Raw genomic sequence first — 23,849 nt, 5'->3', positions numbered from 1 at the left:
CTTTGACAGGTCGACCAGGTGGAGTAAGGGTGGAAATGACCTAAAGGCCTCATAAGCGAGACATGTTCGGAGGTGCATGAGAATGCGCCGTAGGATCGTTGCGGCAACGATGGCCGGAGCCGCGGGAATCGCCATCGGTCTGCTGCCCGTAGCCAGCGCTTCGGCCTCGGTCGTCGCCGGCAGCGGCGGCGGAGGGAATGGCGGCTACGACTGCTACCGGTACCCCTCGAACCGCTCGGACGCCCGGTGGGACTACTGCTGCAACCGCGACTGGCGTGACCGGCCCAGCTGGTGCTGGGACAACGCGGGCGTCGGCGGCGACCGCGGCTACTGGCGCGACAGCAACTGGAACGACTCCGACTGGCGCCGGGGCAACTGGAACGACGACGCGCACTGGAACAACTCCGGTCGCGGCGGCAACGGCAACTGGAACGACTGGGGCAACGGTCGCGGCGGCAACGGTGACTGGGGCAACGGCCGCGGTGGCAACGGCAACGGCGACTGGGGCAACGGCCGCGGTGGCAACGGCAACGGTGACTGGGGCAACGGCCGCGGTGGCAATGGCGACTGGGGCGGCGGTGGCAACGGCGGCGGCAACGGTGGCGGCGACTGGGGCGGCGGCGGCAACGGTGGCGGCGACTGGGGCGGCGGCAATGGCGGCGGCAACGGTGGCGGTGGCGGTGGCGGCGGCTGGGGCGGTGGCCGCTGAGGCCGATCGGACCACGGAGGGCCGTGGGACCCGGACCGGGGCGATGCCCCTGCCGCGCTGGCTCAGCGCAGCAGGGGCATCGCGCCCGTGAGGTCGCGCAGGCACAGGACCGCGAGCTCGGCGGGGGAGCCGGGCCCCGATACCGGGGCGTCCGTCTCCGACCACAGCTCCAGCGCCACCCGGATCGCGTCCGTGGCCGCGGCGGCCAGGAGCCGTACCTCCCGCAGCTCGGCGTCCGCCCCCGCCAGCCTGCCGATCACCGGGACCAGGCGCTCCTCGGAGTCCTGGTTCACGCGGTACCAGACGGCGCGCAGGGCCTCGTCGTCCGCCGCCGCGCGCAGCAGGCCGCGGGTCACCTCCAGGCCCTCCTCGACCGCCTGCGGGCCGCTCAGCGACCGGGTGACGGCGCGTTCCAGGGCCTCGGCGAGCGGGCTGCCCGGGTCCTCCTCCGCGAGCAGTGCGCGCCAGGCGTCACCGCCGCCCGCCAGCAGCGGTGCCACGGCCTCCTGCTTGTTGCGGAAGTAGCGGTAGAAGGTGCGCAGCGCCACGCCCGCGCGATGGGCGATGTCCTCGGCGGTGGTGCCGTCGGGGCCGTGCTCGGCGAACAGCTCGCAGGCGGCGCGGGCGATGTCGAGCTGGGTGGCGGCCTTGCGGCGCTCGGTCAGCGACTGCGCACCGGAGCCGGCCTGGGGGGTGTACGGACGAGGGGATCTCACGGGGTGCAGCCTACCGTTCGCCCGCCCCGTGAAAGACATCTCTTGTCAGCATGACAAAACGTGTCACTCCTTCGGTACGCTCGCGCCATGAACCGTTACGAAGGACGTCGCGTCCTCATCACCGGCGGCGGCTCCGGCATCGGCCGCGCCACCGTCCACCGCCTTCTCGCCGAGGGCGGCCGGGTCCACGCGGTGGACGTCAGCGAGGCCGGCCTGAAGGCCACCGCCGAATACGCCGCAGCGGCGGGCCACGGGGACCGGCTCACCACCGCGCTCCTCGACATATCCGACGAGAACGCCGTCAGGGAGGGCGTCGCCGCCGCGACCGGCTCCCTCGGCGGCATCGACGTACTCGTCAACGCGGCCGGCATCCTGCGCTCCGCGCACACCCACCACACCACCCTGGACCTCTGGAACCAGGTCATCGCCGTCAACCTGACCGGCACCTTCCTGATGATCCGCGAGTCCCTGCCGGCCCTGCTGGCCGCGGACCGGCCGGTCGTCGTGAACTTCAGCTCCACCTCGGCGTCCTTCGCCCACCCCTACATGTCCGCCTACGCGGCCAGCAAGGGCGGCATCCAGTCCATGACCCACGCCCTGGCCGCCGAGTACAGCAAGCAGGGCCTGCGCTTCGTCAGCGTCGCGCCCGGCTCCATCGAGAGCGGTATGACCACCGGCAACGGCCCCGGCCTGCCCGAGGACACCGACTGGTCCCTCTTCACCAAGCTCGCCCCGGCCATCGGCCAGGGCTTCGCCGGCCCCGAGACCGTCGCCGGCGTCGTCGCCATGCTCGGCTCCGAGGACGGCGCCTTCATCACCGGCACCGAGATCCGCATCGACGGCGGCACGCACTGCTGAACCGGGGCGTCAGCCTCTGAAGCGGTCCCACAGCCGGGGGAAGCGCTCCGCGAGCACGGCTTCGTTCTCGAAGTCCAGCGGGGTGCCCTCCGGCTCCGCCGCCTGCAACGGAATGCCCAGGTCCGGGGCCACCGCCCCGGTCAGCTGCTCGTACGCCTCGTCGGCCGCGTACCCGAGCTCCTCGCCGTCGCCGTCGATCTCCTCGTCGAAGTCGCCCAGCAGCTCCGCCAGATGGTCCGGGTCGTGCACCCCGCCCTCGAAGACCTCCCGGCCCTGGCCGATCAGCCAGCACCGGAAGTAGTCGAAGGCGTCGTCGCTCGCCCCGTCGAGCAGCACCCAGGCCGCGCCCCACAGGTCCCAGGTGTACGCCCGGTTGTACCGGGACTCGAAGTGCCGGGCGAAGTCCAGGACGGAGTCCGGATCGAGCTGTGCCAGCCGCTCCACGAGCAGCTCGGCATGTTCCTCGGGGTCGCCTTCGGCGGCCTCGCGGGTACGGTCGACGATCTCCCAGAACTCCGTCTCGTCCATCACGGCTCCAGCATCACGGCTGTGTCCCCGCGCCGCCACCGCTCATACGGCGAAAGGCCGGTGCCCGCCCCCTGCGGGGCGGGCACCGGCCCTACTCGTCCGGATTCACACGGCTCAGAGGCCGTAGCGCTCCCGGGCCTCCTTGACGGCGGAGGCCGGAACCTCGCCACGGCGGGCGAGCTGCGCCAGCGCGGCCACGACGATCGACTGGGCGTCGACGCCGAAGTGGCGGCGGGCACCCTCGCGGGTGTCGGACAGACCGAAGCCGTCCGTGCCCAGCGAGGTGTAGTCCTGCTCCACCCACTGGCTGATCTGGTCCGGGACCTGGCGCATCCAGTCGGACACGGCGAGGACCGGCCCGGCCGCACCCTCCAGCGCGCGGGTGACGTACGGGGTGCGCACCTCGCCGCGCAGCAGCGCCTCGTCGCACTCCAGCGCGTCGCGGCGCAGCTCGCCCCACGAGGTGGCGGACCAGACGTCGGCGGCCACGTTCCAGTCGGCGGCGAGCAGCTTCTGGGCCTCCAGGATCCAGTGGATCGCGGTGCCCGAGGCCATCAGCTGGATCTTCGCGGCGTCGGCGGCCGGCGCGTTCTCCAGGTCGGAGGCCTGGTTGAAGCGGTAGAGGCCCTTGAGGATGCCCTCTTCCACGCCCTCCGGCATGGCCGGCTGGACCTTCGGCTCGTTGTAGACCGTGAGGTAGTAGAAGACGTCCTCGGGGCTCTCGCCGTACATCCGGCGCAGACCGTCCTTGACGATCACCGCGATCTCGTACGCGAACGCCGGGTCGTAGTTGAGCGACGCCGGGTTCGTGGACGCGATCAGGTGCGAGTGGCCGTCCGCGTGCTGCAGGCCCTCACCGGTCAGGGTCGTGCGACCGGCCGTGGCGCCGACGATGAAGCCCTTGCCGAGCTGGTCGGCGAGCTGCCACATCTGGTCGGCGGTGCGCTGCCAGCCGAACATCGAGTAGAAGATGTAGAACGGGATCATCGGCTCGCCGTGCGTCGCGTACGACGTGCAGGCGGCGATGAAGTCGGCCATGGCGCCGGCCTCGGTGATCCCCTCGTTGAGGATCTGGCCGTCCTTGGCCTCCTTGTAGTACATCAGCTGGTCGCGGTCGACCGGCTCGTACGTCTGGCCCAGCGGCGAGTAGATGCCGGCCGACGGGAAGAGGGACTCCATACCGAAGGTGCGGGCCTCGTCGGGGACGATCGGCACCCAGCGCTTGCCGGTCTCCTTGTCCCGCATCAGGTCCTTGACGAGCCGGACGAAGGCCATGGTGGTGGCCATCTCCTGCTTGCCGGAGCCCTTGAGCAGCGGGGCGAAGGAACGGTCGGCCGGGGCCGGCAGGGCCACGTGCTTGACCTTGCGGGCCGGAGCCGGGCCGCCGAGCGCCGCGCGGCGCTCGTTCAGGTACCGGACCTCGGGGCTGTTGGCGCCCGGGTGGCCGTAGGGGACCTGGCCGTCGGCGAAGGCGCTGTCCGGGATCGGGAGGTCGAGCTTGTCGCGCATGCTCTTGAACTCGTCGATCGTCAGCTTCTTCATCTGGTGGTTCGCGTTCTTCGACTCGAACCCGGCACCCAGCGTGTAGCCCTTGACGGTCTGCGCCAGGATGACCGTCGGCGCGCCCTTGTGCTCCAGGGCGGCCTTGTACGCGGCGTAGACCTTGCGGGGCTCGTGGCCGCCGCGGGAGCTGTGGAAGCACTCGGCGATCTTCGCGTCGGTGAGCAGGGCGCCGAGGGCGACGAGCTCGGCGTTGGCACCGAAGAAGTGCTGGCGGATGTAGGCCACGTCGCGGGTCGCGTACGTCTGGAACTGCGCGTCCGGTACCTCGCGCAGGCGGCGTACGAGGGCGCCCGTGGTGTCGAGCTGGAACAGCTCGTCCCAGGCGGAGCCCCACAGCGACTTGATGACGTTCCAGCCGGCGCCGCGGAACTGCGCCTCCAGCTCCTGGACCACGCGGAAGTTGGCGCGGACCGGACCGTCGAGGCGCTGCAGGTTGCAGTTGATGACGAAGGTCAGGTTGTCGAGCTGCTCGCGGGAGGCGAGGGCCAGGGCGGCGGTCGACTCGGGCTCGTCCATCTCGCCGTCGCCGAGGAAGGCCCAGACGTGCGAGTTCGCGGTGTCCTTGATGCTGCGGTTCTGCAGGTAGCGGTTGAAGCGCGCCTGGTAGATCGCGGAGAGCGGGCCGAGGCCCATGGACACCGTGGGGAACTCCCACAGCCACGGCAGGCGCCGCGGGTGCGGGTAGGACGGCAGGCCGTTGCCGCCGGACTCCTGGCGGAAGTTGTCGAGCTGCTGCTCGGAGACCCGGCCGTCGAGGAAGGCGCGGGCGTAGATGCCGGGGGAGGCGTGGCCCTGGATGTAGAGCTGGTCGCCCGATCCGTCGGCCTCCTTCCCGCGGAAGAAGTGCTGGAAGCCGGTCTCGTACAGCCACGCGGCGGAGGCGAAGGTGGCGATGTGGCCGCCGACGCCGTACTTGGAGCCGCGGGTCACCATGGCGGCCGCGTTCCAGCGGTTCCAGGCGGTGATCCGGGCTTCCATCGCCTCGTCACCCGGGAACTCGGGCTCCGCGGAGGTGGGGATGGTGTTGACGTAGTCCGTCTCCAGCAGCTTCGGCAGGGCGAGGCCGGCGGCCTCGGCGTGCTGGAGCGTGCGGCGGAGCAGGTATTCGGCGCGGCGCGTACCGGCGGCCTGTGCGACGGCGTCGAGGGAGGCCGCCCATTCGGCGGTCTCCTCGGTGTCGCGGTCCGGGAGCTGGTCGAGCTCGCTCGGAAGCTTTCCTACGGGGTCGGACATCGCTGTGCGCCGCCTTCCGGACAAAGGAGAGGTGGTGAAGAAAATCCCTGACGGGCAGGACAGGGTCGGTGGACCTGGTTGAGGTCCGCCACGACTGTAAATCCCTGATCGATGATCGATCAAATAAAAGTGACAAAGAAACGTCGATCTGACGAAAGTCGGCACCGCGTGCCAGCGAAACGGGCACGCGGTGCCGGTCAAACCAGGGCGAAACGGTCGCTCAGGCCCGGGGTGCGCACCCCAACACGTGCCGCTTCACCAGCACGCCGATGTCCGGATCCCGACTGCGGAAGGCCTCGACGAGGGCCTCGTGCTCCTCCGCGTAGGACTTCTGGACGGTCCCCAGCCAGCGGATGGACAGGGCCGTGAACACCTCGATGCCCAGGCTCTCCCAGGTGTGGAGCAGCACGCTGTTCCCGGCGGCCCGCACCATCTCCCGGTGGAAGCCCACCGTGTGCCGCACCTGCGCCGTGCCGTCCGAGCTGCGGTCGGCCTCCCACAGGGCCGCCACGTGCGGCTCCAGGGCCGAGCAGTCGGCCGCGAGCCGCGGCGCCGCCAGCTCGGCCGCGATCTGCTCCAGACCCGCCCGGACCGGGTAGATCTCCTCCAGGTCGGCGGCGGAGAGGTTCCGTACGCGCACGCCCTTGTTCGGCGCCGACTCGATCAGCCGCAGCGTCTCCAGCTCGCGCAGCGCCTCCCGTACCGGGGTCTGGCTGACCTCCAGCTCCACGGCGATGCGCCGCTCCACGATCCGCTCACCGGGCTTCCAGCGCCCGCTGACGATCCCCTCCACGATGTGCTCGCGGATCTGCTCGCGCAGCGAGTGCACGACGGGTGGGGTGATCATCGGGGCTTCATCTCCTGGTGGGTGTGCAGGGACACGACGGGGCCTGATGCGTAGACAATACGGCGGCGCCCCCGCCCGGGAGTATCCCGGACGGGGGCGCCGACAGTGAGGCTGGTTACAAGCCGTTCGGCTCAGAGGCCGAGCTCGACCTCGAACTCGCCGGCCTCGAGGATCGCCTTGACCGCGGTGAGGTACCGGGCCGCGTCCGCGCCGTCCACCAGACGGTGGTCGTAGGACAGGGTCAGGTACGTCATGTCGCGGATGCCGATGTTGGTGCCCTCGGCGGTCTCGATGACCACCGGGCGCTTCACCGTGGCACCGATGCCCAGGATGGCGACCTGGTTCGGGGGCACGATGACCGTGTCGAACAGCGCACCGCGCGAACCGGTGTTGCTGATGGTGAAGGTCGCGCCCGACAGCTCGTCAGGCGTGATCTTGTTGCCGCGGACCTTGGCGGCCAGGTCGGCGGTCGCCTTGGAGATGCCCGCCAGGTTGAGGTCGCCGGCACCCTTGATGACCGGGGTCATCAGGCCCTTCTCGGAGTCCACGGCGATGCCGATGTTCTCCGAGTCGAAGTAGGTGATGGTGCCCTCGTCCTCGTTGATCCGGGCGTTGACGACGGCGTGCGCCTTCAGTGCCTGGGCAGCGGCCTTGACGAAGAACGGCATCGGGGACAGCTTGACGCCCTCGCGGGCGAGGAAGCCGGCCTTGGCCTTCTCGCGCAGCTTCATGATCTTGGTGATGTCCACCTCGACCACGGAGCTGAGCTGCGCCTGCGAGTGCAGGGCCTTCATCATGTTGTCGCCGATGACCTTGCGCATGCGGGTCATCTTGACCGTCTGACCGCGCAGCTCGGAGACCGCGGCGGCCGGAGCCTTGGCGGCGGGAGCGGCAGCGGCCGGCGCCGGAGCGGCGGCAGCGGCCTTGGCGGCCTCGGCGGCGGCCAGGACGTCCTGCTTGCGGATGCGGCCACCGACACCGGTACCCGAGACCGCGGACAGGTCCACGCCGGACTCCGAGGCGAGCTTGCGCACCAGCGGGGTCACGTACGCGCCCTCGTCACCGGCGAACGCCGGGGCGGCGGCCGGAGCGGCCGGGGCAGCGGCCGGAGCCGGGGTCACCGGAGCCGGAGCGGCGGCCGGGGCGGCAGCCTGGACCGGCGCCGGAGCGGCGGCCGGGGCGGGCTGGACCGGAGCCGGAGCGGCCGGGGCAGCGGCCGGAGCGGCGGCGGGGGCCGGAGCGGCCTCCGCCGGAGCCGGGGCGGCAGCCGGAGCCGGAGCGGCCGGGGCGGCACCGGCGACGCCGATGACGGCCAGACGCGCGCCGACCTCGGCGGTCTCGTCCTCGCCGACCAGGATCTCCAGCAGGGTGCCGGAGACCGGCGCGGGGATCTCGGTGTCGACCTTGTCCGTCGAGACCTCCAGCAGCGGCTCGTCGGCCTCGACCGACTCGCCGACGGCCTTCAGCCAGCGGGTGACGGTGCCCTCGGTGACGGACTCGCCCAGGGCGGGGAGCACCACGTCCGTGCCGGAGGCGGCGCCCGCGGCGGGGGCCTCGGCAGCAGGGGCCTCGGCGGCCGGCGCCGGAGCGGCCGGAGCCTCGGCGGCCGGGGCGGGGGCCTCGGCGGGGGCGGCCTCGGCAGCGGCCGGAGCCGCAGCGGCGGCCGGCTCGGCGGCCGGAGCCTCGGCGCCGGAACCGTCGTCGATGACGGCCAGCTCGGCGCCGACCTCGACGGTCTCGTCCTCGGCGACCTTGATGGAGGCCAGGATGCCGGCGACGGGCGACGGGATCTCGGTGTCGACCTTGTCGGTCGAGACCTCGAGCAGCGGCTCGTCGGCCTCGACGCGCTCGCCCTCGGCCTTCAGCCAGCGGGTGACAGTGCCCTCAGTGACGCTCTCGCCGAGCGCCGGAAGGGTTACGGAAACCGACATGGTTTCTGTTGCTCCTTACGAAAGTGCGGAAGTGGTCGTCGCGCCCGGGACGAACTAGTCGTGGGAGTGAAGCGGCTTGCCGGCCAGGGCCAGGTGGGCCTCGCCGAGCGCCTCGTTCTGGGTCGGGTGCGCGTGGATGAGCTGCGCGACCTCGGCCGGCAGGGCTTCCCAGTTGTAGATCAGCTGGGCCTCGCCGACCTGCTCGCCCATCCGGTCACCGACCATGTGGACGCCGACCACGGCACCGTCCTTGACCTGGACGAGCTTGATCTCGCCCGCGGTCTTCAGGATCTTGCTCTTGCCGTTGCCCGCCAGGTTGTACTTGAGGGCCACGACCTTGTCCGCGCCGTAGATCTCCTTGGCCTTGGCCTCGGTGATGCCGACGGAAGCGACCTCGGGGTGGCAGTAGGTGACGCGCGGGACACCGTCGTAGTCGATCGGGACGGTCTTGAGACCGGCCAGACGCTCCGCGACCAGGATGCCCTCGGCGAAGCCGACGTGCGCGAGCTGGAGGGTCGGGACGAGGTCGCCCACGGCCGAGATCGTCGGCACGTTGGTCTGCATGTACTCGTCGACCAGGACGTAGCCGCGGTCCATCGCGACGCCCTGCTCCTCGTAGCCCAGGCCCTGCGAGACCGGGCCGCGGCCGACGGCGACGAGCAGCACCTCGGCCTCGAAGGTCTTGCCGTCGGCCAGCGTCACGCGGACGCCGTTCTCCGTGTACTCGGCCTTGTCGAAGAAGGTGCCGAGGTTGAACTTGATGCCGCGCTTGCGGAAGGCGCGCTCCAGCAGCTTGGAGCTGTTCTCGTCCTCGACCGGCACGAGGTGCTTGAGACCCTCGATGACGGTGATGTCGGAGCCGAAGGACTTCCACGCCGAGGCGAACTCGACGCCGATGACGCCGCCGCCCAGGACGATCGCGGACTCGGGCACGCGGTCCAGGACCAGCGCGTGGTCCGAGGAGATGATGCGGTTGCCGTCGATCTCCAGGCCCGGCAGGGACTTCGGCACGGAGCCGGTCGCCAGCAGGATGTGGCGGCCCTGGATGCGCTGGCCGTTCACGTCGACGGAGGTCGGCGAGGAAAGGCGGCCCTCACCCTCGATGTACGTCACCTTGCGGGAGGCGACCAGGCCCTGCAGGCCCTTGTACAGGCCCGAGATGACCTCGTCCTTGTACTTCTGCACACCCGCGACGTCGATGCCCTCGAAGGTGGCCTTCACGCCGAACTGGGCGGCTTCGCGCGCCTGGTCCGCGATCTCGCCCGCGTGCAGCAGAGCCTTCGTGGGGATGCAGCCGTTGTGCAGGCAGGTGCCGCCGAGCTTGTTCTTCTCGATCAGGGCAACGTCCAGACCCAGCTGGGATGCGCGCAGCGCCGCGGCGTAACCGCCACTGCCACCGCCGAGGATCACTAGGTCGAAAACGGTGCTGGCGTCGTTCGCCACGTCACGTCCTCCATGCATGTGCGCCGGGCACCGGTCCTCTGTGACCGGGCGGCGGCTGGTAATCGGCCGCTGTTTCTTCGGCCCTGTGGTGGGGGCCCTGTCCTGCCGAGAACCCATCTTCGCATTTGTCGGGGGAACGCGGGACGCCGGGCCCACGTTGTGAGAGGGCGTTCTCTCCGAAGCCGGGGTTACCGCTGCGTAGAAACCTACGGATTTCGTTGTCGGCAGAACGCACCCCGGGACCCGACCGGGCCCCGGGGTGCGGTATGCGTCACACCGGGTGCGTCAGCCCAGGTCGCCCGTGGCCGTGCGCTCGGCCAGCCGCACCAGGGTGCGCACGGCCGAGCCGGTGCCGCCCTTGGGGGTGTAGCCGTGCGGCGCGCCCTCGTGGAAGGCCGGGCCGGCGATGTCGAGGTGGGCCCAGGTGATGCCCTCGCCGACGAACTCCTGCAGGAAGAGGCCGGCGACCAGGCCGCCGCCCATGCGGACACCCATGTTCGCGATGTCGGCGGTGGGGGAGTCCATGGTCTTGCGCAGCTCGGCGGGGAGCGGCATCGGCCAGGAGGACTCGCCGACCTCCTCCGCGATCTCGTGGATCGAGGTGCGGAAGGCGTCGTCGTTCGACATGATCCCGAAGGTGCGGTCGCCGAGGGCCAGCACCATCGCGCCGGTCAGGGTGGCGACGTCGACGATCGCGTCCGGGTTGTCCTCGGAGGCCTTGGTCAGCGCGTCACCGAGGACCAGGCGGCCCTCGGCGTCCGTGTTGAGGACCTCGACGGTCTTGCCGCTGTACATGCGCAGGACGTCGCCGGGCTTGGTGGCGGAACCGGACGGCATGTTCTCGGCGAGCGCGAGCCAGCCGGTGACGTTGACCCGCAGGCCCAGCTTCGCGGCCGCGACGACGGAGGCGAACACGGCGGCGGCGCCGGCCATGTCGCACTTCATCGTCTCGTTGTGGCCGGCCGGCTTCAGGGAGATGCCGCCCGAGTCGTAGGTGATGCCCTTGCCGACGAAGGCCAGGGTCTTCTCCGCCTTGGGGTGCGTGTAGGTGAGCTTCACCAGGCGCGGCGGGTTCTCGGAGCCCTTGCCGACGCCCATGATGCCGCCGTAGCCGCCCTTGACCAGGGCCTTCTCGTCCAGCACCTGGACCTTGACGCCGTTCTCCTTCGCGGCCGCGGAGGCGACCGCGGCGAAGGCCTCGGGGGTCAGGTCGTTCGGCGGGGTGTTCACCAGGTCGCGGGCCACGTTGACCTCGGCCGCGATGACGGCGGCGCGCTCGGCGGCGGCCTTGTGCTCCTTGTCGCGCGGCTTGGCGCCCAGCAGGGCCACCTCGGCGAGCGGCTGCTTCGGACCGGAGTCCTTGCCGTTGCCGGCCTTCTTCTCGCCGCCCTGGTAGGCGGTGAAGGCGTACGCGCCCAGCAGCGCGCCCTCGGCGACGGCGGTGACGGCGGAGGCGTCCTCCAGGGGGAGGGCGAAGCCGGCCTTCTTGCTGCCGTGGAGCGCGCGGGCGGCGGCGCCGGCGGCGCGGCGCAGCACCTCCTCGTCGAACGACTCGTCCTTCTCCGGGACGGAGCCGAGCCCCACCGCCAGCACGACCGGGACCTTGAGGCCTGCCGGGGCCGGCAGCTTGGTGACCTCGCCTTCGGCACCCGAGGCGCCGAGTGCGTCGAGGACACCGGCGAGCTTGCCGTCGAACGCCTTGTCCACGGCCTCGGCGCCCGCGGCGACGATCGCGCCCTTGGGGCCCTTGGCGACACCGACGACGAGGGCGTCGGCGCGCAGCGTCGCCGCGCCGGCAGTGCTGAGAGTCAGAGCAGTCACGGTGGTGAAGTCTCGCTTCCGTTTGTGTGTGTGGGCCGAGTGGGTGGACGGCCATCCGTAGCGATCGTATTCGGGGCCCGACGGCCGCCTGAAAGGAGCCTACGCGCACGGACTCGCCCGTACGTCACTCGAAGGTTTGGCAAGTTGTTCGATCAAGAAGCCATCAGGTTCACCCATCCGTGGACTCTGCTCCAGGTTTGCCTCGTAGACCTGACGAGGTCCGAAAGACTCGGTCCACTCTCGCAAGGGGACGCGGGGTTCCTTTGCATGATTTCCACAGAGCCTCCCCGGCCCGGCCGACCGCCAAGGGCCGTTCCGAGGGATGCCTGCGGGGGGAAAGGCCGAAATGGTCAACAAGAACCGGATGAACAGGCTGGCCGCCGTCATGGCTGCGGCTGCCCTGGTGTCCGTTGCAGTACCCGCCGCGACCGCCCAGGCGGCCGTGACACCACCGCGGATCGACCTCAAGGTGCTCGTCGTCGACGACGGCGGCAGCTCGGTCGAGGCGATCACCGCGGAACTCCGGGACACCGGAGTGCCCTACACCCGGGTCCAGCTGGGCAGCGCGGGCCGCCCGGTCATCAACGCGGCGTTCCTCAGTGACACCGTCGACGGCCGGCCGCGCGCCAAGTACCAGGGCGTGGTCCTGCCCAACGAGAACCCCTTCGGCGAGGGCTCCGCCGAGATGGCCGCGCTCGCCGCGTACGAGACGGCGTACGGGATCCGCCAGGTCGACGCCTACACCTGGGCCCACCCGGGCGTCGGGCTGGAGTACACCGACAACGGCGGCTTCAGCGGGCAGCTCGACGGCACCCAGGCCGCCGTCACCACCGCCGGCAAGGCCGGACCCTTCGCCTACCTCGGCGGGCAGGTCACCTTCGAGGACAACTCCGCCCTCGTCCCCGAGAGCTACGGGTACATGGGCAAGCCGCGCCCCGGCTACACCAGCTACGTCGACGCGCCCGTCGGCTCCGGCCGGGCCTCCCTGGTCGGCGAGTACACGCACGACGGACGCAGCGAACTGGTCGTCACCTTCGGCTACAACCAGTACCAGCAGCAGTTCCGGCTGCTCGCCCGCGGCATCGTCGACTGGCTGACGCAAGGGGTGCACCTCGGCCAGAGCCGCAACTACTTCGCGGTCCACGTCGACGACGTCTTCGCCCCCGACGCCCGCTGGAACAAGGAGCTGAACTGCACGCCGGGCGACTACGCCTGCGCGGGCGGCGAGGGCATGGAGAGCACCATCCGGATGAGCGCCGCCGACGCCGTGTACGCGGCGCAGTGGCAGACCTCGAAGAACTTCAAGCTGGACATGCTCTTCAACGGCGGCGCCGGCGAGGAGTGGAAGGCCGAGAACGGCGGCGTCGACGCGCTGACCGCCCAGCTCGTCGCCGACCGCGCCAAGTACCGCTGGATGAACCACACCTACACGCACCCGTTCCTCGGCTGCGTCCAGAACACCGCCGTCACCCCGTGGACCTGTACGAAGAACGCCCAGGGCGCGATCCAGTACATGAGCCGCGCCGAGATCTCCGCCCAGATCCGGGACAACAACAACTGGGCCGCCTCCAAGGGCATCACCCTCGACCGCACCGAACTCGTCACCGGCGAGCACTCCGGCCTCAAGACCGCTCCGCAGCAGCCCGTGGACAACCCCAACCTGGCCGGCGCCCTCGCCGACAACGGGGTCAAGTGGGCCGGCAGCGACAACTCCCGCGAGCCCGCCCAGCGAGCGGTCGGCTCCGCCCTCACCGTCCCCCGGCACCCGATGAACGTGTACTACAACACGGGCACCAACGCCGAGATGGCCGACGAGTACAACTGGATCTACACAAGCCGGGCCCACGGCGGAAGCGGCGTCTGCGAGGACAACCCGGCCACGTCCACCTGCCTACCGGCCCCGCTCGACGTCAACACCGGCTACCTGAACTACATCGTCCCGGCCGAAGCCCGTACCGCCCTGCGGCACGTCCTGGCCAACGACCCGCGGCCGCACTACGTCCACCAGTCCAACCTCGCCGAGGACCGGACCCTCTACCCGGTGCTCAACCAGGTCCTCGACACCTACCGCGCCCTCTACGCTCCCAGCGCGCCGATCGTCAACCAGTCCATGAAGGACACCGGTGTCGAGCTCCAGCGCCGCGCGGCCTGGGACAAGGCGATCGCGGACGGCAAGGTCACCGCCTACCGCATCGGCAAGGACGTCACCATCAAGGCGCCCTCGGGGATCGTCGCCCCGGTCACCGCCCCCAACGGCACCAAGAAGCAGATGCTGCTCGGCACGTCGGACTTCGGCACCGCCTACGCCGGCAACCGCTCCGCCTGGACCGGCCCCGAGCTGCTGCAGAGCGCCGTCACGCTCAAGCTGCCCAGCTGACCGTCCGCACAACACCACCCGAGTAGCACCCAGCGCCGGCGCTCCGCGAACCCAACGGGCGCCGGCCCCTTTTCCGTCCTGGGGGGACACACCGCATGAGTCATGGGCGTCACGTCACCATGCTCACCGAAGGCACCTATCCACACGTCCACGGGGGCGTCAGCACCTGGTGCGACCAACTGGTCCGCGGCATGCCGGAGGTCGACTTCAACGTCATAGCCCTGACCGGCTCCGGACGCGAGCCGGTCACCTGGGAACTGCCCCGCAACGTCTACCGGCACACAGCCGTCCCGCTCTGGGGTCCACCCCCGTCGAAGGCCCTTCGCGGCCGCCGGTCCACCCTGCGCGGCAGGGCCCACCGCCGCTTCACCCAGGTCTACGAGAGCCTCCTGCTCTCCCTGCTCGACCCGGCGGCCGACCCCGCCGACCGCACCTTCTCCGAGGCCCTGCGCGAACTGGCCGTCCTGGCCCGGGCCGGGAAACTCGCCCCGGCCCTGCGCTCCGAATCGGTTCTGCGCCTCCTGATGAACGTCTGGACCCGGCCCGGGCTCTCCACCGCCGAAGCGGCGCCCACCATCCACGACGCGCTCACCGCGACCGACCTGCTGGAACACGCGCTGCGGCCGCTCTCCGTCCGCATCCCGCCCGACAGCGTCGCCCACGCCGTCAGCAGCGGCCTCGCCACCCTTCCCGCCCTCGCCGCCAAACACCTCGACGGGGTGCCCTTCCTCCTCACCGAGCACGGCATCTACCTGCGCGAGCGCTACCTCGGCTACCGCACCGCCGAGCAGCGCTGGCCCGTCAAGGCGCTCATGCTCGGCTTCTACCGCGAGCTCAACACCGAGGGCTACCGCCAAGCCGACCTGATCACCCCCTGCAACCAGTACAACCGCCGCTGGGAGGAGCGCGGAGGCGCCGATTCCGAGCGGATCCGCACCGTCTACAACGGCGTCGACCCGCACGCCTTCCCCGAGGCCGGCCCCGAACCGGACGTGCCCACCCTCAGCTGGTGCGGCCGCATCGACCCGATCAAGGACCTCGAAACCCTGATCCGGGCCTACGCCTTCATGCGTGAGGAAATGCCCGCCCTGCGGCTGCGCCTCTTCGGCCCCGTCCCGGCGGGCTGCGAGGAGTACAGGCTGCGCCTGGAGAAGCTCGCCGCCGAGCTCGGCGTGACCGACGGGATCACCTACGAGGGCCGCATCGAGCAGGTGGCCCAGGCCTACGCGGCCGGCTCCGTCGTGATGCTCTCCTCCATCAGCGAGGGCTTCCCCTTCAGCATCATCGAAGCCATGTCCTGCGGCCGCACCACCGTCTCCACCGACGTCGGCGGGGTCCGCGAGGCCGTCGGCGACACGGGCCTGGTCGTCCCGCCGCGCGAGCCCGAGACCATGGCCCGCGCCACCCTCGCCCTGCTCCGCGACGACGAACGCCGCGCCGAACTCGGCCGCATGTCCCGCAGGCGGGTCGTGGAGAAGTTCACCCTCCACCAGTCCGTCGACGGCTTCCGGCACATCTACCGGGAACTCGCCGGCCAGCCCGTCCTGCCCGTCCACGCGGGCGACGCCTGGACCCAGCGGCTCGCCGACCCCTGGTACCGGGAACTCGCGGCCGACGGGAGCCTGTGGTGAGCGGATCCCTCTGGCTCAAGCCCCCCGGCCCGGGCTCCGGCCCGGGCTCGGGCTCCGGCACGCTCCCGGCGATCCCCCGGCCGCGCCCCGGGGACCCGGGGCCCGCCGCCGACCCGATGGACGAACTGGCCGAACGCCTCGACGTGTTCATCGCCTCCGCCGTCCACCCCGACGAGATCGCCGCCGTCCTCGAATCCGACGGCATGACGGACGAGTACATCCGGCTCACCTACGGCCGCCACGACTCCTTCGCCCTCGCCGAGGAGCTCTACGCCCGCGTGCCCCGCTCCTTCCCGGAGACGGGGCCCGCCCCCGACCCCTGGAAGGTCTCCCTCACCGCCTGCCTGCTGCGCGGGGTCATCTTCGCCCTGCCGGGCCTCGCCTACCTCCTGGGGGCGCCCCTCCTCGAAGGCCCGCCGGACCGCCTCGGCCTGCCCGCGGGGACGCTGACCCTGCTCGCCGGTGCGCTCATCGGCTGGGTCTGGGACCAGGCCCTGTCCCACCGCGCCTACTCCTGGCTCGGCCTCGGCGACCGGGCCGCCGCCGGGCGGACCCTGCTCGTCGGCGCCCCCGTCGGATCCCTGCTGGGCACCGCCGCGGCGCTGGCCGTGCCCGGCGGGCCGCCGTTCTCCTACGCCTTCGCCGCCGGCCAGGCCCTGTACGTCGGGGCGGCCACCTGCCTGCTGGTCCTCGGCCGGGAGCGGGTGCTCCTCGCGGCCCTCGCCCCGATGGCCGCCGGCGCCGCGGCCGTGCTCTTCGTCGACCTGCCCGTGCCGGTCCGGGTGGCCCTCCTCGTGGTGTCCCTCCTGGCCGCCTGCACCCTGGCCGCACGGGAACTCCCGCTGGCCGACGGGCTACGGGCCGCCGCGCACCGGATCCGGGGCCGGGCGGTCCGCCGGCCCGCCCGGGTGGGCCCCGTGCGCTGGCAGATGCTGCGCGGGGCCGAGGAGGAGTACACACCTCGCGGGCCCCGGCTCGGCGACTCGGTGCCCTTCGGCGTCTTCGGCCTGGGCACCGGCCTGCTCGTGCTCTACGCCGCCCTGGGCGAGGTGCTCGCCGGAGGCCCCGCCGAGGCCGTCGCCGCCCCGTCGGCGGTGGCCCTCACCCTCAGCATGGGCCCCGCCGAGTGGCTGCTGCACCGCTTCCGCAGCGGCACCCTCTCCGGACTCCAGGGGGCCCGCTCGCCCCGCCAGTTCCGGGCCCGGATGCTCAGCACCCTGACCCGCTGCCTGAGCACCTACCTGGCGGTGCTGCTGGCCCTCGGAATGACCGGAACCCTGCTGTGGCCCGGAGCCCCCGGACTCACCGTGGTCCGCGTCGCCACCCTGCTGCTCCTCGGGGCGGTGATGTGGAGCGGGCTGCTCCTGCAGTCCTTCGGAGCCGTCCGGCCCGCGGCCGTGGTCTGCGCCTCGGCCGCCGTGGCCCAGAGCCTGGCACTGCTCACAGGACTGGGCCAGCCCCGGGTCGTCCAGCTGGCCGTGGCGGGCACGGCCGCGGCCGCACTGGCCACCCTGGTCTGCCTGCTCCTCGGCCGCGCGACCGCCCACCGATGACGCACGAGACGCACGAGACGCACGAGTCGCACAAGATGGACGAGACGGACGAGAAGAAGGACCCCATGCTGCTGGTGCCCCTCTACGAGCATCCCGCCGACCGGCCCGAGGCCTGGGATCGGCTGATCCGCTGCGCGGACCGGCTCCACTCGGTGGTGCTCAACCCCGAGAACGGGCCCGGCGCCGCCCGCGACGAGCGGTTCGCCCTCGTCGCCGAGCGGCTCCGGGAGGCCGGCGTACCCGTACTCGGATACGTCGACACCGACTACGGGCGGCGCCCGCACGCCGCAGTGGTGCAGGACCTGCTGCGCCACCGCGACTGGTACGCCACCGACGGGGCCTTCCTCGACCAGGCCTCGTCCGACCCCGAGCTCCTCCCGCACTACGGGCGGCTCACCGTGGCCGCCCGTAGTGCGGGCGCCCACACCCTCGTCCTCAACCACGGCGCCCACCCGCACCCCGGGTACGCGGAACTCGCCGACCTGCTCGTCACCTTCGAGGGCCCCTGGGACGCCTACCGGGACGCGGCCGCGCCGCCGCCCTGGACGGCCGACCACCCCGCCCAGCGGTTCTGCCACCTCGTCTACGGCGTCCCGCCCGGCGAACTCGCCGCCCGGCTCGCCGGGGAACTGGCCGCGGAACGCGGTGCGGGAGTGCACTGCGCCGTCCCGGGAAACGGCCCGCACCCGTGGGGGACCCTCCCGTACGCCCTGGAGACGGCGGGATGAAGGCGTTGCGGCCGCTCCGGCTCCTGCTGGTCCTGCCCCTGCTGCTGCTCGCCGCGTGCACGGCCGGACCCGACGACGAGGGTGACGACGAACCGCACCACTGGCCGGAACTCGCCCCCGGACAACGCTGGCAGCCCCCGCCGGGCACCGACTGGCAGTGGCAGCTCACCGGCAGGCTCGACACCTCGGTGAAGGCGCCCGTCTACGACGTCGACGGGTTCGACACCACCAAGGCGCAGGTCGCCGCGCTGAAGAAGGCCGGCCGCAAGACCATCTGCTACCTCTCCACCGGGGCGTGGGAGGACTTCCGGCCGGACGCAGAAGCGTTCCCGCAGAACCTCCTCGGCAAGGGCAACGGCTGGGAGGGGGAGCGCTGGCTGGACATCCGGCGCGTGGCGGAACTGGAACCGCTGATGGCCAAGCGGTTCGACATGTGCCGGGAGAAGGGCTTCGACGCGGTCGAGCCGGACAACATGGACGGCTACAAGAACACCACCGGCTTCCCGCTCACCGCCGACGACCAGCTGCGCTACAACCGGCTGATCGCGAAGCTGGCCCACGACCGGGGCATGTCGGTCGGCCTGAAGAACGACCTCGACCAGATCCCCCAGCTCGTCGGGGACTTCGACTTCGCGGTCAACGAGCAGTGCGCGCAGTACGACGAGTGCGAGAGGCTGACCCCGTTCATTGCCGCGGGCAAGGCGGTCTTCCACGCGGAGTACGAACGGTCGACGTCGAGCTTCTGCCGAGGGTCGAGGACGCTGAAACTCAGCTCGATCCAGAAGCGCTACGACCTCGACGCGTGGCGCAAAACCTGCCCCTAGCCCTGCGGGCTCGCCCGACGGATCCGTCCGCCCCGTGACCCTCCGGCTGCGCCGGGGCATTTCCAGCCTCGCCGGATGTGCCCGGCCGGGGCGGGGACAGGACACTCGGCGGTCAGGCCCACGGCAATACGGCGTGGACGCGGTAGCCGCCGCCGAAGCGGGGGCCCGTGGAGCAGGAGCCGCCCAGGGCCGTGGCCCGCTCCCGCATGCCGAGGAGGCCGTGGCCGCCGCCCGGCTCGGTGTCGACGGGCTCCGTGCCACCGTCGTCGAGCACCGTCACCTCCACCGACGGCCCGACCCGGACCACGCTCACCTCGGCCCGCGCGCCCGGCCCCGCGTGCTTGCGCACGTTGGTCAGCGCCTCCTGGATGACCCGGTACGCCGCAAGGTCCACCGCGGCCGGCAGCGGCCCCGTCCCGCAGTCCAGCTGGACGATCACCTCCACCGGCAGCCCGGCGTGCCGGAAGGTGTCCACCAGCTCGTCGAGGACGCCCAGCCCCGGCGCCGGCTCCGTCGGCGCCTCCGGATCACCGGACTGCCTCAGCAGGCCGACGGTCGCCCGCAGCTCGTTCAGCGCCGACCGACTGGCGTCCCGTACGTGCGCCAGCGCCTCCTTGGCCTGGTCCGGGCGCCTGTCCATGACGTGCGCGGCCACCCCGGCCTGCACGTTGACGAGGGCGATGTGGTGGGCCACCACGTCGTGGAGGTCCCGGGCGATCCGCAGCCGCTCCTCCGCGACCCGCCGCCGGGCCTCCTCGTCGCGGGTGCGTTCGGCCCGTTCGGCCCGCTCCCGGATGGCGTCGACGAAGGCCCGCCGGCTGCGCACGGCGTCCCCGGCGGCCGCGGCCATGCCCGTCCAGGCGAAGATCCCGAGGTTCTCCTGCGCGTACCAGGGCAGCGGCCCGGCGAGCATCGCCACACCGGTCAGGCCCGCCATCGTGAGCAGCCCGATCCGCCAGGTCGTCGGCCGGTCGGTGAGGGCCGCCACCGTGTACAGGGCGATCACCGTGCACATGGCGACGGGCGCCCGCGGCTCCCCGGTGGTCAGCTCCAGCAGCGAGAGCCCGCAGGTCACCGCGAGCACGGCGATCGGCTGCCGGCGCCGGAACACGAGCGCGGCCGAGCCGAGCAGCATCAGCAGCAGGGAGAACGGCTCGGGGGTGCGCGTCCCGAAGGTGGGCCCGTGCGGTCCGTGCGGATCGGCGAAGGAGCCGACGACCATGGCGACGAGCGCGCCGAACGCCAGCACGGCATCGGTGGCCAGCGGATGGGCCCGCATCCACTGCCGGGTGGGGGCGAACCGCCCGAGGTCTGTCGTCACCCCGATACGGTACGGCCTGCCGCGAGGCCGCTCAGGGCGGAGGGCCCTGGCCCACCGGGACGCGGGAGCGCACCGGGCCCCACTGGGCCCGGACCACGCAGACGGCCATGACGGCGGCAATGGCCGCCAGGTGCTCCTTGCCCGCGAGATTGTTCTTGATCAGCACCTCCCCGATCATCGCGAGGATCACCAGGGCGCCGGTCAGGTAGGCCCGGTAGCGCCAGCAGAGGTAGATGGCGAGGCCGACCACGGCCGCCGACGGCCCGGTGTCGTTGACGATGCGGTCGGACACCGGCAGGCCGAAGGGGTGCTCCGGGCCGAGTGCGACGCCGATCCGCGCGTACGTGGTCCCGGCGAGGGTGGCGACGTAGCCGATCACCAGCGTGCGCCACCAGCCGATGCAGATCTCCGCGATGCCGAACACCAGCAGCATCTGTGCGAGCGCCCCCCACACCGGCAGGTCGAGGGCCGGGACGAACAGCGACAGGGGAGTGCGCAGCAGGGCCAGCCAGAACGGGTCGACGGCCTTGACCGACCCGAGGCCCTGCACCGGCTGGAAGCCCCACGAGGTGTTCTGCACGATCTGGAAGACCGAGGTCAGGCAGACCGCCCCCAGGGTCATCGGGATCGCCCGCCACTTGTCGCGGACGAGGGCGTCCCGGACGGTCCAGAACATGGGGCCCCACTCGCGGCGGGCGAACCGCCGCAGTGGCGTGCTGCTGTTCCGCGCTGTCAACGGCGGGTCTCCAGGTGTCTGCGGTGCAGCCACTTCGGAAGGCCGGGGGCCTCCAGGAAGCCCTCGGCCCGTCCGGCCGCGACACCGATCCGCAGCAGGTCCGAACTCTTCTCGAAGAGCATGAACCGCGGTTCCCAGATAGGCCGGTATTTGGCGTTGGCCCGGTAGAGGGACTCGATCTGCCACCAGCGGGAGAAGAAGCTCAGCAGTGAGCGCCACATCCGCAGCACCGGACCCGCTCCGAGCCGGGACCCGCGCTCGAAGACCGACCGGAACATCGCGAAGTTCAACGAGACCTGGGTGACCCCGATCTCCTTGGAGCGTTCGAGGAGTTCGATGACCATGAACTCCATCAGGCCGTTCTCGGAGTCCCGGTCACGGCGCATCAGGTCCAGCGACAGGCCCTTGGGGCCCCACGGCACGAAGGACAGCACGGCCCGCAGATCGCCGTTGCCGTCGGTGCACTCCAGCATCACGCACTGGCCGTCGGCGGGGTCGCCCAGCCGGCCCAGCGCCATGGAGAAGCCGCGTTCGGTGGCTCCGTCGCGCCAGGCGTCGGCGCGGCGCACGAGTTCGGCCATCTCCTCGGCCGGGATGTCGGCGTGGCGGCGGATGCGGACCGTGTACCCGGCCCGCTTGACGCGGTTGTAGGCCTGCCGGACGGTGCGCATGGCACGGCCCTCCAGGGTGAACTCGGCGGTCTCCACGATCGCCTCGTCGCCGAGCTCCAGCGCGTCCAGGCCGTGCCGGGCGTAGATCTGCCCGGCCTCCTCGCTCGCCCCCATCACGGCCGGCACCCAGCCGTGCTCGCGGGCCTCGGCCAGCCACGGGTCGATGGCGCCGGGCCAGGCCTCCGGGTCGCCGATCGGGTCGCCGGAGGCGAGCGAGACCCCGCCGACGACGCGGTAGGTCACGGCGGCCTTGCCGGTGGGGGACCAGATCACGGACTTCTCGCGGCGCAGCGCGAAGTAGCCGAGCGAGTCGCGGTCGCCCTGCCGGGCCAGCAGCGCCCGCAGCCGCTCCTCGTCCTCCTCGCTGATCGGGTCGACGGCGCGGCGCGAACGGAACGCGGCGAACAGCACGGCGAGCAGCAGCAGCATGGACATGACGTTGATGAACACGTCCACCCAGCCGGGCGGGGTGATCGCCGCGGAGGCCCGGTCGTCGGGGGCCAGGGTGATCAGCCGCATCACGCCGTACTTCCAGCGCTCCGGGAAGGAGACGCCGGCGCTGTCCGGGGAGGTGTTGGCGGCGCCCACGAGCAGGGCCGCGACGAGCGAGGTGACGAGCAGGCCGACGGCGGCGACGGCGGCGGCGAACGCCGGGTTGGAGCGGTCGCCCTTGGCGTAGAACTCGCGGCGGCCCAGCAGCAGCGCGCCGGTGAAGAGCGCGGTCAGGGCCAGCGAGACCCAGTTCTGCGGGTGTTCGCGGATCTCCTCGTACGCGAAGAGCGCGTAGGCGAGGAGCAGGGCGAGGAGGCCGCTCAGGACGAGGTTCAGGATCCAGGAGGCGCGCTTGCGGCGGCCGAGGGTGACGGCCAGCAGCAGCGTGAACAGACCGGAGGCGAAGCCCGCGGTGAGCATGTAGGGGGTGTAGAAGTCCTCGACGTTGTGGCGCCGCAGGTCCTGCCCGAGCGAGACCCACACCGCGCTGAGGAAGTTGATGAAGGTGACGACGCGCAGGTACCAGACCGCGAAAGCGGCTCCGCGCTGTGAGCGGGCGCTCCCCCGACCGGTCTCCCGGCCGCCCCCCGCCGCCTTGCCGCCGGGGTCCCCGCCGGTCTCTTTCCTGCCGGATGACGGACCGGTCGCCGGTACGGCGGTGCGGTCGGTCTCTGCGCTGGTCAAACGGACCTCTCCCATAAAAAGCGATCATATGGGGCGTCGCTGTCCGTGATGGTGCGGCCGGGGGCCGCGGCCTGGTCAGGACCGCGGACCCCGGCGGCTCATTCCGTCGGCTCCTCCGCCGCGCGCTCAGGAAGCTCCGCCGCGAGTGCGGCGGCCGCCTGGACGAGGGGGAGGGCCAGCAAGGCCCCGGTTCCTCCACCTACTGTGACGCCGTGATCGAGCACGGGGTTGAGCGCCATTCGGTCAAGTGCCTTCGCCTGCCCCGGCTCGCCGCTCGCCTGACCCGCCAGCCACCAGTCAGGAGCCCGGAATGCGGCCCTCTGGGCCACCAGTCCGCACGCGGCCGAAACAACACCGTCGAGGATGACGGGCGTACGGCGCACCGCGCACTGGAGCAGGAATCCGGTGATGGCGGCGACGTCCGCACCGCCGACCGCCGCCAGCAGCGCGACCTGGTCGCCCAGGACCGGGCGGGCCCGGCGCAGCGCGTCGCGGATCGCCGCGCACTTGCGCATCCAGGCCAGGTCGTCGATGGGCCGGCCGCCACGCCCCGTGACCACCGAGGAGTCCGTTCCGCACAGGGCGGCGACGAGGGTCGCGGCGACGGTCGTCCCGCCGACGCTGAGGTCGCCGAGGACCACCAGGTCGGTCCCCGAGTCGGCCTCCTCGTCGGCGATGCGCATGCCGAGCCGCAGCGCGGCCTGCGCCTCCTCGACCGTCAGCGCGTCCTCGACGTCGATCCGGCCGCTGCCGCGCCGGACGCGGTGCGCCACCACGTCCTCGGGGAGCAGCCCGGGATCGCAGTCGAGACCGGCGTCGACGATCCGTATCGTGGCGCCGAACCGGCGGGCCAGGACGGCCACGGGGCTGGACCCGTCGAGCACGTCCCGCACCAGCTCGTGGCCGGTGGACGCGGCCCGGGCGGACACCCCCTGCGCGGCGATCCCGTGGTCGGCGGCGAACAGCACCACGCGGGGCCGCTCGATGGCCTTGACCGGAACCTGCCCCTGCGCGGCGGCGAGCCACTCGGCGAGTTCGTCGAGCCGCCCCAGCGCGCCGGGCGGTACGGCGAGGCGCTCACGGCGTTCCTCGGCATCACGCCGGACGCCCCCGTCGGGGCGCTCGATCAGATCGGAGAAGTCGTCGAGATTCAGCGTGCTCATCTGCCAGAGAGTACAGCCGG

The 23,849-nt window shown here is 71.9% G+C and carries 18 protein-coding genes; 7 read left to right on the top strand and 11 right to left on the bottom strand.

Annotation, left to right across the window (positions count from 1 at the left end; all coding sequences use genetic code 11):
• The first annotated feature begins 82 nt into the window (after positions 1-82).
• Positions 83-709: a hypothetical protein gene (locus E6U81_RS40485; RefSeq protein WP_206309932.1), complete on the top strand. Its 627-nt coding sequence runs from the start codon at positions 83-85 to the stop codon at positions 707-709.
• 62 nt (positions 710-771) lie between these two features.
• Here E6U81_RS40485 and E6U81_RS14995 read toward each other — a convergent pair whose 3' ends face one another.
• Positions 772-1,425 (bottom strand): TetR/AcrR family transcriptional regulator, encoded by a 654-nt coding sequence (locus E6U81_RS14995; protein ID WP_240803809.1) that lies wholly within the window; start codon positions 1,423-1,425, stop codon positions 772-774.
• A gap of 87 nt (positions 1,426-1,512) precedes the next feature.
• On the opposite strand from E6U81_RS14995, the gene E6U81_RS14990 reads away from it, so the two are divergent.
• Entirely contained in the window at positions 1,513-2,283 is a 771-nt protein-coding gene (locus tag E6U81_RS14990) for an SDR family oxidoreductase (protein WP_136230571.1), read from the top strand.
• Positions 2,284-2,292: 9 nt separating this feature from the next.
• Here E6U81_RS14990 and E6U81_RS14985 read toward each other — a convergent pair whose 3' ends face one another.
• The 6 genes from E6U81_RS14985 to E6U81_RS14960 all read right to left on the bottom strand — a co-directional run bounded on the left by E6U81_RS14985 (position 2,293) and on the right by E6U81_RS14960 (position 11,649).
• Positions 2,293-2,811 (bottom strand): DUF4240 domain-containing protein, encoded by a 519-nt coding sequence (locus tag E6U81_RS14985; RefSeq protein ID WP_136230621.1) that lies wholly within the window; start codon positions 2,809-2,811, stop codon positions 2,293-2,295.
• Between the two features lie 114 nt (positions 2,812-2,925).
• Entirely contained in the window at positions 2,926-5,607 is a 2,682-nt protein-coding gene (gene aceE / locus E6U81_RS14980; protein WP_136230570.1) for a pyruvate dehydrogenase (acetyl-transferring), homodimeric type, read from the bottom strand.
• 220 nt (positions 5,608-5,827) lie between these two features.
• On the bottom strand, positions 5,828-6,451 hold the full coding sequence (locus tag E6U81_RS14975; RefSeq protein ID WP_030654838.1) for a GntR family transcriptional regulator: 624 nt from the start codon (positions 6,449-6,451) through the stop codon (positions 5,828-5,830).
• A gap of 134 nt (positions 6,452-6,585) precedes the next feature.
• Complete coding sequence (sucB, locus tag E6U81_RS14970) at positions 6,586-8,385, bottom strand: 2-oxoglutarate dehydrogenase, E2 component, dihydrolipoamide succinyltransferase (protein ID WP_136230569.1); 1,800 nt, start codon at positions 8,383-8,385, stop codon at positions 6,586-6,588.
• 54 nt (positions 8,386-8,439) lie between these two features.
• Positions 8,440-9,828: a dihydrolipoyl dehydrogenase gene (lpdA, locus tag E6U81_RS14965; protein ID WP_136230568.1), complete on the bottom strand. Its 1,389-nt coding sequence runs from the start codon at positions 9,826-9,828 to the stop codon at positions 8,440-8,442.
• A gap of 285 nt (positions 9,829-10,113) precedes the next feature.
• Complete coding sequence (locus tag E6U81_RS14960) at positions 10,114-11,649, bottom strand: leucyl aminopeptidase (RefSeq protein ID WP_136230567.1); 1,536 nt, start codon at positions 11,647-11,649, stop codon at positions 10,114-10,116.
• A 346-nt stretch (positions 11,650-11,995) separates the two neighbouring features.
• Between E6U81_RS14960 and E6U81_RS14955 the strand changes: the two genes are divergently transcribed.
• The 5 genes from E6U81_RS14955 to E6U81_RS14935 all read left to right on the top strand — a co-directional run bounded on the left by E6U81_RS14955 (position 11,996) and on the right by E6U81_RS14935 (position 18,762).
• A complete protein-coding gene (locus tag E6U81_RS14955; RefSeq protein WP_136230566.1) occupies positions 11,996-14,026 on the top strand; it encodes a hypothetical protein in 2,031 nt (676 codons plus the stop codon).
• Between the two features lie 95 nt (positions 14,027-14,121).
• Positions 14,122-15,657, top strand: a complete 1,536-nt coding sequence (pelF, locus tag E6U81_RS14950) for a GT4 family glycosyltransferase PelF (protein ID WP_136230565.1) — start codon at positions 14,122-14,124, stop codon at positions 15,655-15,657.
• Positions 15,654-17,210, top strand: a complete 1,557-nt coding sequence (locus E6U81_RS14945) for a hypothetical protein (protein WP_136230564.1) — start codon at positions 15,654-15,656, stop codon at positions 17,208-17,210. The genes pelF and E6U81_RS14945 overlap by 4 nt, the downstream gene beginning before the upstream one ends.
• Before the next feature lie 65 nt (positions 17,211-17,275).
• Positions 17,276-17,938, top strand: coding sequence for a spherulation-specific family 4 protein (locus E6U81_RS14940; protein WP_136230620.1), 663 nt, complete (start codon positions 17,276-17,278; stop codon positions 17,936-17,938).
• Complete coding sequence (locus E6U81_RS14935; protein WP_136230563.1) at positions 17,935-18,762, top strand: endo alpha-1,4 polygalactosaminidase; 828 nt, start codon at positions 17,935-17,937, stop codon at positions 18,760-18,762. The genes E6U81_RS14940 and E6U81_RS14935 overlap by 4 nt, the downstream gene beginning before the upstream one ends.
• 112 nt (positions 18,763-18,874) lie before the next feature.
• On the opposite strand, the gene E6U81_RS14930 is transcribed toward E6U81_RS14935, so the two are convergent.
• From E6U81_RS14930 to cobT, 4 genes are all read right to left on the bottom strand, one after another.
• The gene (locus E6U81_RS14930) at positions 18,875-20,041 is read right to left on the bottom strand and encodes a sensor histidine kinase (RefSeq protein WP_136230619.1); all 1,167 of its coding nucleotides are present in this window, start codon (positions 20,039-20,041) and stop codon (positions 18,875-18,877) included.
• 73 nt (positions 20,042-20,114) lie between these two features.
• Entirely contained in the window at positions 20,115-20,759 is a 645-nt protein-coding gene (locus E6U81_RS40480; RefSeq protein WP_206309936.1) for a hypothetical protein, read from the bottom strand.
• Positions 20,760-20,815: 56 nt separating this feature from the next.
• Entirely contained in the window at positions 20,816-22,681 is a 1,866-nt protein-coding gene (locus E6U81_RS14920) for a phosphatidylglycerol lysyltransferase domain-containing protein (protein WP_136230562.1), read from the bottom strand.
• A gap of 83 nt (positions 22,682-22,764) precedes the next feature.
• Positions 22,765-23,820: a nicotinate-nucleotide--dimethylbenzimidazole phosphoribosyltransferase gene (gene cobT / locus E6U81_RS14915; RefSeq protein ID WP_206309935.1), complete on the bottom strand. Its 1,056-nt coding sequence runs from the start codon at positions 23,818-23,820 to the stop codon at positions 22,765-22,767.
• Positions 23,821-23,849: the final 29 nt, after the last annotated feature.

Origin of the sequence: Streptomyces sp. A0592, from assembly GCF_004795115.1 — a bacterium.
In the GTDB taxonomy this organism is placed as follows: domain Bacteria; phylum Actinomycetota; class Actinomycetes; order Streptomycetales; family Streptomycetaceae; genus Streptomyces; species Streptomyces erythrochromogenes.
The sequence above is the reverse complement of the archived record's forward strand: the minus strand, read 5'-3'. Positions and strand labels throughout refer to the sequence as shown.

Coding starts and splice junctions, on each gene's coding strand:
- E6U81_RS14935 (WP_136230563.1), top strand. CDS start 17,935: ATGAAGGCGTTGCGGCCGCTCCGGCTCCTGCTGGTCCTGCCCCTGCTG.
- E6U81_RS40485 (WP_206309932.1), top strand. CDS start 83: ATGCGCCGTAGGATCGTTGCGGCAACGATGGCCGGAGCCGCGGGAATC.
- aceE (WP_136230570.1), bottom strand. CDS start 5,607: ATGTCCGACCCCGTAGGAAAGCTTCCGAGCGAGCTCGACCAGCTCCCG.
- pelF (WP_136230565.1), top strand. CDS start 14,122: ATGAGTCATGGGCGTCACGTCACCATGCTCACCGAAGGCACCTATCCA.
- E6U81_RS14940 (WP_136230620.1), top strand. CDS start 17,276: ATGCTGCTGGTGCCCCTCTACGAGCATCCCGCCGACCGGCCCGAGGCC.
- E6U81_RS14985 (WP_136230621.1), bottom strand. CDS start 2,811: ATGGACGAGACGGAGTTCTGGGAGATCGTCGACCGTACCCGCGAGGCC.
- E6U81_RS40480 (WP_206309936.1), bottom strand. CDS start 20,759: ATGTTCTGGACCGTCCGGGACGCCCTCGTCCGCGACAAGTGGCGGGCG.
- E6U81_RS14990 (WP_136230571.1), top strand. CDS start 1,513: ATGAACCGTTACGAAGGACGTCGCGTCCTCATCACCGGCGGCGGCTCC.
- E6U81_RS14920 (WP_136230562.1), bottom strand. CDS start 22,681: ATGGGAGAGGTCCGTTTGACCAGCGCAGAGACCGACCGCACCGCCGTA.
- E6U81_RS14955 (WP_136230566.1), top strand. CDS start 11,996: ATGGTCAACAAGAACCGGATGAACAGGCTGGCCGCCGTCATGGCTGCG.
- E6U81_RS14930 (WP_136230619.1), bottom strand. CDS start 20,041: ATGCGGGCCCATCCGCTGGCCACCGATGCCGTGCTGGCGTTCGGCGCG.
- sucB (WP_136230569.1), bottom strand. CDS start 8,385: ATGTCGGTTTCCGTAACCCTTCCGGCGCTCGGCGAGAGCGTCACTGAG.